Annotated in this window: 15 protein-coding genes; 9 read left to right on the top strand and 6 right to left on the bottom strand. The window is 54.5% G+C overall.

Annotated features, from left to right (window positions below):
• Positions 1–556: 556 nt before the first annotated feature.
• The 3 genes from DL346_RS21870 to DL346_RS21880 are packed head-to-tail and all read left to right on the top strand — an operon-like array spanning position 557 to position 3,263.
• Positions 557–2,044 (top strand): sensor histidine kinase, encoded by a 1,488-nt coding sequence (locus DL346_RS21870; RefSeq protein WP_112884482.1) that lies wholly within the window; start codon positions 557–559, stop codon positions 2,042–2,044.
• Positions 2,041–2,730: a response regulator transcription factor gene (locus tag DL346_RS21875; RefSeq protein WP_112884483.1), complete on the top strand. Its 690-nt coding sequence runs from the start codon at positions 2,041–2,043 to the stop codon at positions 2,728–2,730. The genes DL346_RS21870 and DL346_RS21875 overlap by 4 nt, the downstream gene beginning before the upstream one ends.
• A 26-nt stretch (positions 2,731–2,756) precedes the next feature.
• Positions 2,757–3,263 (top strand): hypothetical protein, encoded by a 507-nt coding sequence (locus DL346_RS21880; protein WP_112884484.1) that lies wholly within the window; start codon positions 2,757–2,759, stop codon positions 3,261–3,263.
• Positions 3,264–3,772: 509 nt separating this feature from the next.
• Here the strand turns inward: DL346_RS21880 and DL346_RS21885 are convergent.
• Positions 3,773–4,213 carry an SRPBCC family protein gene (locus tag DL346_RS21885; RefSeq protein ID WP_112884485.1) on the bottom strand — a complete coding sequence of 147 codons (441 nt, stop codon included), beginning with the start codon at positions 4,211–4,213 and terminating at the stop codon, positions 3,773–3,775.
• A 114-nt stretch (positions 4,214–4,327) separates the two neighbouring features.
• Here DL346_RS21885 and DL346_RS21890 point away from each other — a divergent pair, with 114 nt between their 5' ends.
• The 4 genes from DL346_RS21890 to DL346_RS21905 are packed head-to-tail and all read left to right on the top strand — an operon-like array spanning position 4,328 to position 5,706.
• Complete coding sequence (locus DL346_RS21890) at positions 4,328–4,657, top strand: ArsR/SmtB family transcription factor (RefSeq protein WP_206098566.1); 330 nt, start codon at positions 4,328–4,330, stop codon at positions 4,655–4,657.
• Complete coding sequence (locus tag DL346_RS21895; protein WP_112884486.1) at positions 4,635–5,099, top strand: SRPBCC family protein; 465 nt, start codon at positions 4,635–4,637, stop codon at positions 5,097–5,099. The genes DL346_RS21890 and DL346_RS21895 overlap by 23 nt, the downstream gene beginning before the upstream one ends.
• A 34-nt stretch (positions 5,100–5,133) precedes the next feature.
• On the top strand, positions 5,134–5,313 hold the full coding sequence (locus DL346_RS21900) for a hypothetical protein (protein WP_112884487.1): 180 nt from the start codon (positions 5,134–5,136) through the stop codon (positions 5,311–5,313).
• Between the two features lie 3 nt (positions 5,314–5,316).
• Positions 5,317–5,706, top strand: coding sequence for an SRPBCC family protein (locus tag DL346_RS21905; protein ID WP_112884488.1), 390 nt, complete (start codon positions 5,317–5,319; stop codon positions 5,704–5,706).
• A 52-nt stretch (positions 5,707–5,758) separates the two neighbouring features.
• Here the strand turns inward: DL346_RS21905 and DL346_RS21910 are convergent, their stop codons facing one another.
• Positions 5,759–6,577 (bottom strand): phytanoyl-CoA dioxygenase family protein, encoded by an 819-nt coding sequence (locus DL346_RS21910; protein WP_112884489.1) that lies wholly within the window; start codon positions 6,575–6,577, stop codon positions 5,759–5,761.
• A gap of 115 nt (positions 6,578–6,692) precedes the next feature.
• Here DL346_RS21910 and DL346_RS21915 point away from each other — a divergent pair, with 115 nt between their 5' ends.
• Together DL346_RS21915 and DL346_RS21920 are read left to right on the top strand one after the other, a co-directional pair.
• Entirely contained in the window at positions 6,693–7,532 is an 840-nt protein-coding gene (locus DL346_RS21915) for a helix-turn-helix transcriptional regulator (protein ID WP_112884490.1), read from the top strand.
• Positions 7,533–7,637: 105 nt separating this feature from the next.
• Positions 7,638–8,555: an aldo/keto reductase gene (locus DL346_RS21920; RefSeq protein WP_112884491.1), complete on the top strand. Its 918-nt coding sequence runs from the start codon at positions 7,638–7,640 to the stop codon at positions 8,553–8,555.
• Here the strand turns inward: DL346_RS21920 and DL346_RS21925 are convergent.
• From DL346_RS21925 to DL346_RS21940, 4 genes are all read right to left on the bottom strand, one after another.
• The gene (locus DL346_RS21925; protein ID WP_112884492.1) at positions 8,479–9,228 is read right to left on the bottom strand and encodes a hypothetical protein; all 750 of its coding nucleotides are present in this window, start codon (positions 9,226–9,228) and stop codon (positions 8,479–8,481) included. The genes DL346_RS21920 and DL346_RS21925 overlap by 77 nt on opposite strands.
• Positions 9,213–10,064 (bottom strand): aldo/keto reductase, encoded by an 852-nt coding sequence (locus DL346_RS21930; protein ID WP_112884493.1) that lies wholly within the window; start codon positions 10,062–10,064, stop codon positions 9,213–9,215. Before DL346_RS21930 ends, DL346_RS21925 begins: the two co-directional genes overlap by 16 nt.
• Position 10,065: 1 nt before the next feature.
• The gene (locus DL346_RS21935) at positions 10,066–11,514 is read right to left on the bottom strand and encodes a hypothetical protein (RefSeq protein WP_112884494.1); all 1,449 of its coding nucleotides are present in this window, start codon (positions 11,512–11,514) and stop codon (positions 10,066–10,068) included.
• A gap of 131 nt (positions 11,515–11,645) precedes the next feature.
• The gene (locus DL346_RS21940) at positions 11,646–13,025 is read right to left on the bottom strand and encodes an MATE family efflux transporter (RefSeq protein WP_112884495.1); all 1,380 of its coding nucleotides are present in this window, start codon (positions 13,023–13,025) and stop codon (positions 11,646–11,648) included.
• Positions 13,026–13,119 lie beyond the last annotated feature (94 nt).

Here is a 13,119-nt window from a genome sequence, read left to right on the forward strand (position 1 = left end):
ATACAAAACATCACCACCCCTAAATTGGGTCAAATTTACTTAAATTTGTTTATAGTAGGCTGAATATCGGTAGAAATTGCATAATTTCTTCTAATTTCTCGTCAGATCGATAGATTACTTAATTGACATAAATAAAACAGCAACGTACAGCGAGAACTCCTCCTGTTGCTCCGCTAGGGCTGCGCCCTCCACCGGATCAAACCTCAAATAAGATAACAGGACCTCCACACAAACGCCCTCCCACCACCCTATCCCTTATGCTGCTGCAAGCCCTCGAGTAGCGGTTATTCCTCGTACCATTAATGTGGTGCCCGATGAGCTCTACATCTAGCAAATTCGCCGACTTGGAAGTTAATGTGATGCTCTGTGGGCACCTTTTCCACCAATTTCGCCGCTACTTGGCCAATGTGGTGCTCAGTGGGCTCTACATCTAGCAAATTCGCCGACTTTGGTTAATGGATGCTGCTGCGACCGGTTGTTTTATACTTTTTTTAGAATTGGTTTATGGATTATTTGCGGGTGGATACTACAATGAAATGGAAAGGGGCTGTACGCCATGTCCATCCGAACGAAATTGCTCTTCTCCTATATCGCCATGATCGTCATTCCGGTATTGCTGCTCGGCGCGACGATCCTCTTGGCGGCGAACTTGTTCACGAAGGAAATTGGCCGGGCCGACGTCTCCGGCAGCGTCCCGTTCGCGGCCATCCGCGAGCTGTTCGCCGGACGCACCGAGCTGGCGTCAGGGCTTCGCTTCATTGCGGGGCAAGACCCAAAGCTCCTCAGCGACCCGACCTTCCTCGCACAAACGGAAGCGGAATTGGCCGAGGTCGATTCCGGCATGGTGATCGCCAAAAGTGCCGGTGAAGCCGTCCTCTATGCTTCCCCAGGGCTCGACGCCGATTTGATCGTTCAGCACGCGAAGTACGAAGACGGTCAGCGCTTTGCCGGGGACTACCAAAATCTCGACCTTATCCCTTATACCGATTCGTCCGGTCAAGCAAGTTTGCTCATTATCGTGTCCGATATGGAGCCCGTCGCGAACTTCTTTAAGCGGTTCATTCCGACCGTTCTGCTGGCATTGCTTGCCGCGCTTATTCTGACGAATGGAACCCTGACCTATTTGGTGTCGCGCAGCATTATCCGGCCGCTCCACGCCCTGCGGGATGCAGCGGGTCAAATCCGAGAAGGCCAGCTGGACCGCGCCATCGTTTTGCGAAGGCAGGACGAGATCGGGCAGCTTGGCACAGCACTGGAAGAAATGCGCGTTCGGCTGAGGAGCTCCCTATCCGCGCAGCTGCAGCTGGAGCAAAGCCGCAAGGAGCTGCTCGCGAGCATTTCGCATGATCTGAAGACGCCGATTACCGCCATTCAAGGCTGCGTCGACTGTCTGCAAGGCGGCATCGCCGATACGGAGGAGAAACGGAGCAAATACGTCGCGATGATCGGCGGCAAAGCCGCTGATATGACCCGGATGATCGAGGAGCTCCTACTGTTCGCCACGCTCGACACAGGCAAGGTGCCGTTTCGCTTCGAAAAGCTGGATGCCGCGGCTTACATGAGCCAGACCGTGGATGAGCTGAAGTTGGATCCCAGGTTCAGCGGCGTCGATATTCGCTATGTGCACAGAGCCGGCGAGCGCGTGCTCATCCACGCGGACCGCGAGAAGCTGCACCGCGCCATCAGCAATATCGCGGACAACAGCTTGCGGCATATGGACAAGGCATCGCGTGCGCTTACCGTGGAGCTTGAGCATGAACCGGGCAGCACCTCCGCCGCAATCGCCATTTCGGATAACGGGGCCGGCATTTCGCCGGAAGCGCTCCCGTTTATCTTCGATCAGTTTTACCGGGAAGAAGCCTCCCGCCGTCCCGATCGCGGGAGCAGCGGCCTCGGCCTGGCCATTGTGAAGCAAATTATCGAGGAACACGGAGGAACGTTGGAAGCGCGCAGCCGCAAAGGCGAAGGCACGACGATCGTCATGCGGCTCCCCGCTATCCCGCATGCCGATCCATCTTCTGAAGGGAGCAATGAACGCCAATGAAGCGGATTCTGATTATCGAGGATGACCCTGTCATCGCCGAGGTGCAGAAAGACTTCCTGGAGGCGAGCGGTTTCACAGCGGACATTGCGGACCGGGGCGATCTTGGGCTCGACATGGCGCTCTCGGGCAGCTACGCCCTCATCCTGCTCGATCTGATGTTGCCTAGCATCGACGGATACGAGATTTGCCGCCGCGTTCGGGAAGCAAGTAATGTGCCGATTCTGATCGTCTCCGCGAAAAAGGAAGAGATTGATAAGATTCGCGGCTTCGGCCTCGGCGCTGATGATTATATTTTGAAGCCGTTCAGCCTCGGCGAGCTGGTGGCTCGCGTGAAAGCGCATTTGGCGCGATATGACAGGCTCGTCGGAAGCGGCGAATGGCGCAAGGATGAGCTGCACCTGCACAATATCCGCATCGACCGACAAGCCCGGCGCGTGTATGTGGATGAGAATGAGGTGCCGTTCACGGCCAAGGAGTACGATCTGCTGCTTTTTCTTGTGTCACACCCGAACCGAGTGTTCCGAAAAGAGGAATTGTTCGAGCGGATTTGGGGTCTCGATGCGCTAGGGGATCACGCAACAGTAACCGTTCATATCAGCAAACTGAGGGAGAAGGTCGAGCGCGATCCTTCCAAGCCGCGGTACGTCGAGACGGTCTGGGGCGTTGGCTATCGATTTAACTTATAGAAGTCTCGGGAGGAGGCCGGAGAGCTTTGAAAAAACTATCGCTGCGGGGACGTCGGATTTTGCTGCTGCTTCATCTGATGTTTGCCGCGATCATGCTGGGGGTTCAAGCGGTATTTATCATATTGACGCTGACCGCCTCAGTTACGAAAGACAGCACGGTGCTGCACGCATGCTACTCGATCATGCACCTGCTAGCCGACTCAAGCGTGCGCGCCTCGACGATCGGCACGACGGTCACCGGCATCCTGCTGTCGGTGCTGACGTCATGGAAGCTGTTCCGCTACTACTGGATTATCGCCAAAGAAGTGCTCACCCTTCTGTGCATCGGCATCGGCATGATCGGCCTGTACCAGTGGACGCTGAAAGGCATTTCCCCGGCGGCTATGCCGAACGCTTGGGATGTGCCGGGCTTCGCCGTTAACCACACCTGGCTCTGGATCGGCATCATCCTGCAAACGCTCTCGTTGATCACGATGTATATCCTATCGATCTGGAAACCCGGTGGACAGCGTAAAGGTTATCGCGAGCGGTAACCTTTACCGTACATGGACTGGAATTCGCCGCACTCTAGCCAATGAGCGGTAACTGTTACCGTACATGCTCCGGAATTCGCCGCATTGCGCCTAATGTGCGGTAACCATTACCGTACACGGACCGGAATTTACCGCATCGCGCCTAATGTGCGGTAACTGTTACCTTACACGGACCAGAATTCACCTCATTGCGCCCAATGTGCGGTAACCGTTACCGTACATGGACCAAAATTCACCTCATTGCGCCTAATGAGCTGTAACTGTTACCGTACATGGACCGGAATTCACCGCAGTGCGCCTAATGTGCGGTAACCAATACCGTACATGGACCAGAATTCCCGCTTTGAACCTAATGAACGGTAACTGTTACCGTACGAGGTCCGGAATTCACCTCATTGCACCCAATGAGCGGTAACCGTTACCGTACATGAGCGGGCACTTCGGTCTTCATCTGCCCTACAACCAACAAAGGCTGCCCTTCTCTCACCAAGAGAAGGGCAGCCTTTTCGTTAGGCCGACTGTTCAAGCAGGCGCTTGATTTTCTTCAAATCCTTATTGTTCGCACGCCGCATCATAAACGCCATAATCGGCGAGAATAAAACGGAGAAACCGGATGGATTTCCCCGGTTGCGCAGCGTCATGCGGGTTGTTTGGCTGTCTACCGATTCCCATGTGTAGGTCGTCTCCATCGGGAACGGTCCGTCTGCCGTTGCCATAATCATGGACCTTCCTTGCTCGAAGGCGTTGACGCGGTAAACGTAAGCGAGCTCTTTTCCGAGAAAATGAGCTTTGAACGCAATTTCTGAGCCGACTGCGAGCGGCTTCTGCGTCCTCCATTCCACCGACTTGATATTCACGTACCATTCAGGCGCATGGTCCGGATCGGCGGCATAGGAGGCGACCTTTTCCCGAGGACAATGAATGATGATTTCCGTTCGAACGTCAACCACACGAGCCACTCCTTTACTTCGTATTGTCTTCCCGGGTCCAGCATAGCTCATGTTCCAATATGATGCAATACTTATTAAGTTGACACTTAATTAAGTGTATGCTAAATTAATGCCATGATCGATACCGCCATTCACGCCATAACGGAACCGCGGCGCAGAGATATTTTACATCTCATTCGTGACGGGGAGCTTACCTCGAGCGCCATCGCATCACATTTTGACATATCGGCACCGGCAATCTCGCAGCATCTTAAAGTGCTGGAGGCCGCAGGGCTCGTCGTTGTCAGGCGGGCTGGCACCAAACGATTCTACGGCATCAGGAGGGAAGGTTTCGCCGAATTGAAACAATATATCGAAAGCTTCTGGGATGACAGCTTGCTGCGTCTGAAGGAAGCAGCCGAGGAAGAAGAAAGGAGAAAACATGAATCCGAATCAAATGACTAACGAAGATACCATCACGAAGCAAATTTTTATCGAGTGCCGTCCCGAGACGCTATTCGCATTCTTCACCGATCCGGACAAGCTCGTTCGCTGGATGGGCCGTCATGTCCTGCTCGATCCGAGCATCGGCGGCAAATACCGCATCGATATTAACGGCAGCGATATCGCGATGGGCGAATACAAAGAAATCGTTCCTTACGAGCGAATCGTCATGACTTGGGGTTGGGAGAAATCGAAGCTGGTTCCCCCGGGTTCCAGCACGGTGGAGTTCAAGCTGCTGCCGCAAGATAACGGCACGATGCTGCAGCTTACGCATTACGGGCTGCCGGCTTCGGAAGTCGCTTCTCATGTTCAAGGCTGGTCGCACTATATGCCGCGCATCCAAACGGTCGCGCAAGGCGGAGACCCCGGCGTCGATCCATGGTCCGAGCTGGCCATGCACTAAAATTAGTATCATTCAAAGGGAGAGAACTATTCAGATGAAAACAATAACTTGCAACTGCGGATTTACAGTGAAGGACACGAATGCGTACAAGGCTGAGGCTATCATGTGGCACCACGCCATCCATGACCACGGCGATATGCTGAAAAGCATGACGGTCGATATGCTCGAGCAATGGCTGATGAACAAAGACGAGCAGCTCAAGGCAGGTGCTTAAGCCATGACCGCAGCCATCCATCAAGAAGTCACGTTCAGCGCCTCGCCCGCTAAAATTTACGAGATCCTCACTTCCAGCGCGCAGTTCAGCCAAGCAACGGGCGGCGCACCTGCAGACATCGGCACCGAAGCCGGCAGTACGTTCTCCTGCTTCGGGGGAATGATCGAGGGCCGCCACGTCGAGCTCTTGCCTGGCAAAAGGATCGTACAAGCCTGGCGCGCGGCCAACTGGCCGGCCGGCGTATACTCGATCGTCAAATTCGAGCTTACGGAACAAGACGGCGGCACGCTCCTCATCTTCGATCATACCGGTTATCCGGAAGGCCAAGGCGAACACCTGGCATCCGGCTGGCACGCAAACTACTGGGGCCCAATCGAGAAGCTCCTCGCATAAATAAAGAAAAAGAGACACCGCATCTGGTGTCTCTTTTTCTTTATTTATGCGATTACCACTGCCAAGGCATTTTGAGGGACGCGCCTACTCTTTCGTGTCTGAACAGGCTTTTCACTTGCGGCGAAGCTTGATCGTACGCCTCTTGCGGAACATGGATCGTACCGCCGGCGCCGTACCAGTCATTGTTATAGATGAGCGCGATGTTCGTGCGGTTCTCTTGTGTACGGTTTGGCGTGCCGCGATGCCACATGCGGATGTCGCGGATGACGATCGAGCCCGCTGGCATGTAAACCTTCTCCGAATACATCGATTTCGCAGCGCGGAGCATTTCGCCGTCGATGGCCGTATGCTTCGTGCTCTCCGGATCCAGGTGCGTACCGCCCGGCCATACTTCAAGCGGACCATTGTCCTCGTTCACGTCCACGAGCGGAATGTTCAGCACGAGGCTGTACGCCGGAAGCGCTACGCCGAGGTTCGGGAATAGCGGCGGCACGTCGGAGTGCACGTTCTGATAATCCGAACCCGGGCAAGCCGTATCCGAAGCCAGGTACGTACAGCGTACGCCTTCACCCAATACCGCGTTGATAACAGGCATCGCAAATGCGTTCGCTACCATGTAGTCTTGAATGAATGGTTGTAAAAAAGGTAGATGCATCTGCGCGCGGTTTGTGCCCGTGTTATAACCGAATCTGTCGATGTACTCATTGAAGATCGGAAGGAACGCGTCTTTCAGTTCTTGTACCTGCTCTTTACTCAATACGCTTTCGAAGCCGATATAACCGTTTTTACGAATTTGCTCCACCGCAACCTCGATTGTTTCTTGCTCCGGTACACCTGTCAGCTTTTCTTGCTCAGTCAATTTCAACAACATTTATCGTCACTCCTTAAGTTCAAGTTATGACTTGATTATAAGTTGCAGATTAGATGCTGTATTGTATAATGGAATCGTTATTGTAAAAAAGTCAGAATTAAAGGAGAGGGATTTTTTGGCGGCATCCAATTCGCTCCTCACCGGCCTCGAAGAACTCATTGCCATAATGGACTCGGAGTGGCCATCGCTCGACCTGCATTCCTACGGCTTATGGCGAAATCATGGCTGGGACGGCGTGGGCCACAGCTTCGAGCTGAACTACTACATCCAGGGGAGCAACCTGATTCGCCAGGATCAGGCCAAGGTCGCGGTGAAGCAGGACGATCTTCTGTTCCTTCCCGACACGATTCGCAACAGCAACTGCGATGACGGCAGCTTTAAAGTCATCTTCCTCTCGTTCTGGTTCAAGGACGATGCGCTCAACGCCCGGCTTCGGCACATCTACAAAACGATTGGGCGCGATTCGCAGCCGCTGGCCGTACCGGGGCTTGAGGATGATTTTATAGCGTTAATTACCGAGCTTCGCTCCGGACTTCGTTCCCCGCATATCGTGAAGCATCTCTTCATTCATATTCTCGTGAAGATTTACCGGGCCGTTCACGTTTATCACGGGAGCAGACAAAAGCACAATAAGCATGAGCCGATGATCCAGGAGATTATTAAGGAGCTAAACGAAGATTACGGCTCCGCTATCGCATTAGCCGACATTGCCGAGAGATACTCGCTCAACGAGCGGTATCTCAATCATATTTTCAAGGCTGCTACCGGCATCCCGCTTGGCCGCTATCTGATGAAGATTCGCATCGAACAGGCGAAACGGCTCCTGCGCACGACGCATTTGCAAATTACGGATATCGCGATGGACACCGGCTTTTTTGATGCGGCGCATTTTTGCAAGTCGTTCAAGAAGTATACGGATTTCACTCCGGCGGAATATAAAGCGCGCATGGAATAGAGGAATGGAATTCGGCCTCGCGGCATGCTTGAATCTGAGGTGCTTGTATGTCACAATCTCCTTTAGAGCCATACATAATTCGCTTTATTTAGGAGGACTGCAGAAATGAAAACAATCAAGCTCGGAACCAGCTCACTCGAGGTACCTGTCATTGCGGTAGGCTGCATGCGCATCAACGGACTGGACAAGTCCGAGGCGGAGCGATTCGTACAAACCTCGCTTGAGGCCGGCGCTAACTTCTTTGATCATGCCGATATTTATGGCGGCGGAACCTGCGAGGAAATTTTCGCGGATGCCGTTCATATGAGCGACGACGTACGGGAAAAGCTGATTTTGCAATCCAAATGCGGAATCCGAAACGGCCAGTTCGACTTCTCCAAGGAGCATATCTTGCATTCGGTCGATGGCATCTTGAAGCGTCTGAGAACGGACTACCTCGACGTGCTGCTGCTGCACCGTCCGGACGCGCTGGTCGAGCCGCACGAAGTTGCGGAAGCGTTCGACCGCTTGGAGAGCTCGGGTAAAGTTCGCCACTTCGGCGTATCCAACCAAAATCCGATGCAAATCCAGCTGCTCAAGAAAGCGGTCAAGCAGCCGATCGTCGCGAACCAGCTGCAGCTCAGCATCACGAACGCCAATATGATTTCGAACGGCGTCAACGTCAACATGACGGTGGATTCGTCGATTAACCGCGACGGCAGCGTGCTCGACTTCTGCCGCCTGCACGACATTACGATCCAGCCATGGTCTCCGTTCCAATACGGCTTCTTCGAAGGCGTATTCCTCGGCAACGAGAAGTTCCCTGAGCTGAACAAAGCGATCGATGAAGTCGCAGCCAAATACGACGTGAGCAATACGACCATCGCTATGGCCTGGCTGCTTCGCCATCCGGCGCAAATGCAGCCGGTTACCGGCACGATGAACACCGAGCGCCTGCTCGACTGCATCAAAGCAAGCGAGGTTCAATTGACGCGCGAAGAATGGTATGCCATCTACCGTGCGGCGGGTAACATTTTGCCATAAAAAAGAGAGCTGAGCGGTCCGGAATGGATCGCTCAGCTCTTTTTTTGGTGGGCATATTGTGCTCCTTGAAGCTCTCTTTGCTCGAATTCGCCGCATTCCCGTCAATGTAGTGCTCCATGGGTACTTCTTCGCTCGAATTCGCCGCATTCTCGCCAATGTAGTGCTCTGCGGGCACCTCTTCGCTCGAATTCGCTGCACTCCCGACAATGTAGTGCTCCACGGGCACTTCTTCGCTCGAATTCGCTGCACTCCCGCCAATGTAGTGCTCCACGGGCACTTCTTCGCTCGAATTCGCTGCACTCCCGACAATGTAGTGCTCCCAGAGCCTCTCTTCGCTCGAATTCGCCGCATTCCCGTCAATGTAGTGCTCCACGGGCACTTCTTCGCTCGAATTCGCCGCATTCTCGCTAATGTAGTGCTCTGCGGGCACCTCTTCGCTCGAATTCGCCGCATTCCCGTCGATGTAGTGCTCCACGGGCACTTCTTCGCTCGAATTCGCCGCATTCCCGTCAATGTAGTGCTCCACGGGCACTTCTTCGCTCGAATTCGCCGCATTCCCGCCAATGTAGTGCTCTGCGGGCACCTCTTCGCTCGAATTCGCTGCACTCCCGACAATGTAGTGCTCCCTGAGCCTCTCTTCGCTGCATTCTAGCCAGCTTACTTCAAACCCCAAATCTGCTCGAACTTATCCGGGTCCATGCCGGAGCGCTCGTTCCGGTTGAGCGCATCGAGGTGCTGCATGTCCTCCGCCGACAGCTCGAAGCCGAGAATATCGGCGTTCTCGTAAATCCGTTCCGGCTTCGCGGATTTGGGAATCGTGACGACGCCGTTTTGCAGATCCCAGCGCAGAATGATCTGGGCTGCGGTACGCCCGTATTTCTCCGCCAGCGCACGCACAACGGGCTCTTCGAGTATGCGCCCCAGCATGAGCGGGCTCCATGCCACAAGCTGGATCCCCTTCCCGCTGCAGTAGCTGTGCAGCTCCTTCTGGGTCAGCCGCGGATGATACTCCACCTGGTTGACGGCCGGCACCACGCTGCCCGACGCCAACACCGCATCCAAATGGCGGATTTGAAAATTACTTACGCCGATCGCCTTCACCTTGCCCTCGGCATAAACCTTCTCCAGCGCACGCCATGAATCCAGATAGTGAGCACTGACCGGCCAGTGAATCAAATACAGATCGATGTAGTCTAAACCCAATTGGTCAAGCGACTTATCGAACGCCTTCAGCGCCGCATCGTAGCCATTGTCGGGGTTTGCCAGCTTAGTTGTGACAAATATCTCTTCTCTCGGCACGCCGCTTGCGCGAATCGCCTTGCCGACCCCGCGTTCGTTCTCATACGCGGCCGCCGTGTCGATGCTCCGGTAGCCGGCTTCAATCGCGGTCCTAACGGCAAGCTCCACGTGCTCTCCATCCTCAGGCCTGCCCTGCCAAACGCCAAGGCCCAGCCAAGGCATCGAAACGCCGTTGTTCAGTTTTACCTTGCTCGAAATGGAATGTGTCATTTTACCTCTCCTCCTCAATACGCTTCACGCTTAGCGCGATATCCACCTTATAGACCGGGCTGGCGACCGCAAGCAGGCCGCCGCTGCCCTCATGCTCGTACAATTCACTTGCCACTACTGTGCCGCTCGCCGGATCGACCCACTCGGCGCGATACGTCCCCGCAGGTACATCCAACTGCAAGACAGCGCTGTGCTCGCCGTGCTGCACGCGATATACCGGATCCTTGCCGACATTGAAGGTACTATGGTGCAAATACAACGCATATTGGCGGCCTCGCTCGCTGATGCTTCGGACGCGCGCGCCCTCCGGAATGCCGCCGCGTATGAAATCCGGATCGCGGCTCATGCGCTCAAAGTCGAATCCGTACATGAACCGCTTCAAATTGCGAAGCGACCCCAGCACCTGCCGGTTCTCCGGTGTATCGCCAGCCGGATCGTGAATCGTGTACAAACCGTTCAGCTGATTGAACGCCGCGCCGCCGCCCACGATAAATTCCCACGCTTCCGCCCGCGAAGCCCCTAACCGATCGTCGAAATACCAAATCGGATAAAAGCCGGTTTCATTCAATTCAATCGGCTTGTTAGACCCGTACTTGTCATCGAGAGCCTCGACGCCTCCAATCTGTCCGTACATCGGATCGCTAATATACTGGGTGACCAACATCGTATTGCGCGGGTCGTCCGTATAATCGACGTCCTTCATCAGTTGCTGGCCGACCAAATGCCGCTTCGGCAATTCCCGCTCCGTTTCCACGATGACGTCGAGCAGCTCGTCGATCCATTTCACCGTCAGCTCGGCCGGCGTACCGCCGATCGTCGGTTCGTCGCACAACTCGAGAATGACGTTGTCGAACGCATTGACCTCCTCGACAAGCTTGCGCACATAGGCTTTGTGGGCGGCAACCAAATCAGCGTGCTCCAACGTCTGAACCTCCTTCAGATCGCAATCGCCGACGCCTTGAATATTGTTCGCCGCGAACAGCGCGTGATTGGGCCAGCTTTGCTCGTATTGGCCGTTGAACAAGCAAATCTCCACCACTATGCCGCGCGCCTCCGCCTGCCTCAGGAAATCATGCAGCCTTGCAAAATACCGCTCGTCCCACGCGCTCAAATCAAACTTGTTGCCGCCGTCCGCGCAGCCCGGTTCCGAGCTTCGGACCCAAGGCACGACCAATCTGCCCGGCAGCGGGGCAAGCGTATTATCCTCGATAAACATGCCTTTAACCTCATAAAACGCGCCCGGATAAATCCGTGTGTAATTCATTTCGTAACGCTGCAGCATGTCGAAGTACGCCACATAATCAAAATCCAAATTAATGAGTGCCCCATAATGCTCGGCTGAAGTAATCAAAAGAATCGGACTGCCTTTGTAGTGCAAATAATGGGGATTCACCGTGCTGATGCCAATCGGGCCATAGCCTGATCCGGCTTCCATGCCGCCTGCTTGCATGCTTATCTCCTCCTTAAGCGCTTACATATACATCCATCATAGTACAGCGCCGGCCGGCTTGTCTTTATGGTAACACATAAAAAAATCCGCGACCGATAACTCGATCGCAGATTCTATCCATCCTTGCATCCCTACGCTTCAACCGCCAAGGTACGCGGCTCCCGGCTGACAAGCGACTTCTTCGTCCAAACCCCGCTCTTCCATCTCGCCAGCATGATCAGCCCGCGCAGCCATTCATCCACCGCGAACGAAATCCATACGCCGAGCAAGCCCATTTCCATATGGATGCCAAGATAATACGACAGCGGCACGCATACGCCCCACATCGAGAAGACGCCCATCAGCACCGGGAAGCGCGCATCGCCCGCAGCGCGAAGCGAGTTGATGACGACAATGTTGAAGACTCGGCCCGGCTCCAAAATAATCGATACGAGCAAAATGCTCGCCCCAATCGCAATGACCTTCGGGTCATCGGTAAACATGCCGACCAGCTGATACCGGAACAGCGCCGCGATCGCGACAAGCACGGCCGTCAGCAGAATGCTGATCCTTAGGCTCCGCAGCAGCCTGAAATACGCTGCCTTCTTCTCGCCTGCGCCAACCATATGGCCGACGATAATTTCCGTCCCCATGCCGATCGCCATCGCCAGCGCCATGAAATAAGCGCTGATATTGTAGACGTAGATATGAGCGCTAAGCGCTTGCTGGCCGATCAAATTGATGAAGCCCATGATCATCATGAGCTGCGACTGCCAAGCGAGATGCTCGCCGGCGGACGACAATCCGATGCTGAGTATTTTTTTCATGTACAGCTTATCGATGGTAACGTAATCCTTCAGCCGGATCCGGCTCGGCGTTACCCGGTACAGCAGCACGAACAGCACGATCAGGCCGAGCATCCGGCTCCCGATCGTCGACACGGCCGCGCCGGTGACTCCCCATTCCGGGAAGCCCATATTGCCGAAGATGAGCAGGTAATTGCCCGCCACATGGATCAAATTGACGCCAAGCGTGACGAACATGACATCCCGGGTATTGCCGTTCGCGCGGATCACCGAAGAGACCGCATAAGACACCGCTTCGATCCAAATAAACCCGCCGATCAGCTTCAAATACGTGCTCGCGATTGCGATTTGCGAAGGAGCCAGATTAAGCATCCGCATGACTTGATCGCTGAAGCCGACGATCACGATGCTCACGATGACGCCGAACAGCAGATTCATCATAATCGCCAGCGCCGATATGCGGCTTGCCGTCTCTTTTTGCCCCGCCCCCAAATATTGCGTAACGGCAACGCTCGTTCCGATGGCGACAAAGCCGAACATCATAATGCAGAACACAATAATTTCATTCGCGAGCCCAACCGCGCCGGCCACATTGTCGGAAATCCGGCTCAGCATAAAGACGTCGGCCGTTCCCAGCATCATGCGCAAAACGGAGTCGACGAGAATGGGCCACGACAACGCAAATAAACTTAACTTCTTCCATGTAGGTACAACTTCCCTATTCATAACCCGGTCTATCCCCTATCCGTAATATCCATCCCAAGTCCTACGCATGCATTTAATCGCTATTATCCCACCTGCAAGAACCGCTGTCTATGAC

The sequence above is a fragment of the Paenibacillus montanisoli genome, from assembly GCF_003268025.1.
GTDB lineage: Bacteria > Bacillota > Bacilli > Paenibacillales > Paenibacillaceae > Paenibacillus_Z > Paenibacillus_Z montanisoli.